The organism is Nocardioides sp. (genome assembly GCF_035503875.1).
Classification (GTDB): Bacteria; Actinomycetota; Actinomycetes; order Propionibacteriales; family Nocardioidaceae; genus Nocardioides.
Genome location: NZ_DATJTA010000061.1, coordinates 1 through 2,635, shown reverse-complemented (window position 1 = coordinate 2,635; position 2,635 = coordinate 1). Strand labels below are relative to the sequence as shown.

The window sequence follows — 2,635 nt, the reverse complement described above, 5'->3', positions numbered from 1 at the left end:
GTCACAGGACGCGGCCTAAGACTTGTCTTACCCCCGCTGGTGTGACGGACTACCCCGCCGACCCCACTCCTGTTCGCCCACGGTGAACGGCCGGCCCCGGCGGAACACCACCGCCGTCCCGTGAGTTGAGCCGGTACTACTCAACTTTCGGAAAGTGAGGCGACGCATGTCCGCCACGCGTCTTCCCGTTCTCTTCGTCTCCGACCTCGTCGTGCTGCCCGGCATGGTCGTCCCCATCGAGCTCGACGAGGCCGCCCAGGCCGCGATCGACGCCGCCCGCAGCAACGGCGACGAGCGGGTGCTCGTCGCGCCCCGGCTCGAGGACCGCTACGCGTCGTACGGCGTGGTCGCGAGCATCGAGCGGGTCGGGCGCTTCAGCGGCGGCGGGCCGGCCGCCGTGCTGAAGGCCGAGCAGCGCGCCGCCATCGGCAGCGGCGTGACCGGCCCCGGCGCCGCCCTGTGGGTCGAGGTCGAGCCGGTCGACGAGGTCGTCTCCGAGCACGCCCACGAGCTGGCCGAGGAGTACAAGCGCCTCGTCGTCGCCGTCCTGCAGCGCCGCGAGGCCTGGCAGGTCATCGACCAGGTGCACCGGATGACCGATCCGAGCCAGATCGCCGACGCGGCCGGCTACGCGCCCTACCTCTCCATCGAGCGCAAGCGGGAGCTCCTCGAGGAGCCCGACGTCGAGCGGCGGCTGGCGACGCTGGTCGAGTGGACCCGCGAGCACCTCGCCGAGGCCGAGCTCACCGACAAGATCGGCAACGACGTCCGCGAGGGCATGGAGAAGACCCAGCGCGAGTACCTGCTGCGCCAGCAGCTCGCCGCCATCCGCAAGGAGCTCGGCGAGGGCGAGCCCGAGGGCTCCGAGGACTACCGGACACGGGTCGAGGCCGCCGACGTCCCCGACGCCGTACGGGCCGCGCTGCTGAAGGAGGTCGACAAGCTCGAGCGCGCCAGCGAGCAGAGCCCCGAGACCGGCTGGATCCGCACCTGGCTCGACACCGTCCTGGACCTGCCCTGGGCCACCCGGACGGAGGACTCCACCGACGTGGCGGCTGCCCGTGCCGTGCTCGACGCCGACCACCACGGCCTGGAGGAGGTCAAGGACCGGATCGTCGAGTACCTCGCTGTCCGTGCGCGGCGCGCCGAGCGCGGCCTGCAGGTCGTCGGCGGTCGCGGCTCGGGCGCGGTCATCCTGCTCGCGGGTCCTCCCGGAGTCGGCAAGACCTCGCTCGGCGAGTCCGTCGCGCGGGCGCTCGGTCGTGACTTCGTGCGCGTCGCCCTCGGCGGCGTGCGCGACGAGGCCGAGATCCGCGGCCACCGCCGGACGTACGTCGGCGCGCTGCCCGGCCGCATCGTGCGCGCCATCAAGGAGGCCGGCTCGATGAACCCGGTCGTGCTGCTCGACGAGGTCGACAAGCTGGCCGCCGGCGCGTTCAGCGGCGACCCCGCCGCCGCGCTGCTGGAGGTCCTCGACCCGGCGCAGAACCACACCTTCCGCGACCACTACCTCGAGCTCGACCTGGACCTGTCCGACGTGCTGTTCATCGCCACCGCCAACGTGGTCGAGCAGATCCCCAGCGCGCTGCTGGACCGGATGGAGCTGGTCACGCTCGACGGCTACACCGAGGACGACAAGGTCGCCATCGCGCGCGACTTCCTGCTGCCGAGGCAGCTGGAGCGCGCGGCCGTGACGGCGGAGGAGTTCACGATCTCCGACGCCGCGCTGCGCGAGCTGGCGGCGAACTACACCCGCGAGGCGGGCGTGCGGCAGATGGAGCGGCTGCTGGCCAAGGCGCTCCGCAAGGCGGCGACGAGGCTGGCGACCGGCGCCTCGCGGATCGACGTCGACGAACCCGACCTGAAGGACCTGATCGGGCGGCCGCGGTTCACCCCGGAGGCGCACGAGCGTACGGCGGTGCCCGGCGTCGCGACCGGCCTCGCCGTGACCGGACTCGGCGGCGACGTGCTGTTCATCGAGGCGTCCGCGCACGAGGGGACGGCGGGCCTGACCATCACCGGCCAGCTCGGCGACGTGATGAAGGAGTCGGCGCAGATCGCCCTGTCCTTCGTGCGGGCCCACGCGGAGGTGCTCGGGATCGACCCCGCGTTCTTCGAGCGGGCCATCCACGTGCACGTCCCGGCAGGCGCCGTACCCAAGGACGGGCCGTCGGCCGGCATCACCATGGTCACCGCGCTGACCTCGCTCGCCACCGGCCGCCCGGTGCGCTCGGAGGTCGGCATGACCGGCGAGGTCACCCTCAACGGCCGGGTGCTCCCCATCGGCGGCCTGAAGCAGAAGCTGCTCGCGGCCCAGCGCGCCGGGCTCACCGAGGTGTTCGTGCCGCTGCGCAACGAGCCCGACCTCGAGGACGTCCCCGCGGACGTGCTGGAGGCGGTCACCGTGCACGTCGTCGGCGACGTGCTCGACGTGGTCAGCGGCGCCCTCACGCCGGTCTCGGGGGCGGCCAGCGCGGCGGCGTGATCCCGCGGGTTCATCACGGTATGCAGGGCGGGCTCGGGGCGTCAGCGCAACAGCAGCTTGTCGATCAGTTCTGAGGGGCGAGCGTAGCCATGTCGTTTGCGTGGGCGGTCGTTGAGTTCGTGGGCGACCCAGGCGAGGTCTTGGCTGCTG

1 protein-coding gene is annotated in these 2,635 nt (G+C 72.5%); it reads left to right on the top strand.

Going from position 1 to position 2,635, the window contains the following annotated elements:
* The first annotated feature begins 166 nt into the window (after nt 1–166).
* Complete coding sequence (gene lon / locus VMF51_RS14750) at nt 167–2,485, top strand: endopeptidase La (protein ID WP_325475206.1); 2,319 nt, start codon at nt 167–169, stop codon at nt 2,483–2,485.
* The last annotated feature ends 150 nt before the right edge of the window (nt 2,486–2,635 follow it).

What these genes read in the sequence shown, in the direction of transcription:
- lon (WP_325475206.1), top strand. Translation starts at nt 167, where the DNA reads ATGTCCGCCACGCGTCTTCCCGTTCTCTTCGTCTCCGACCTCGTCGTG.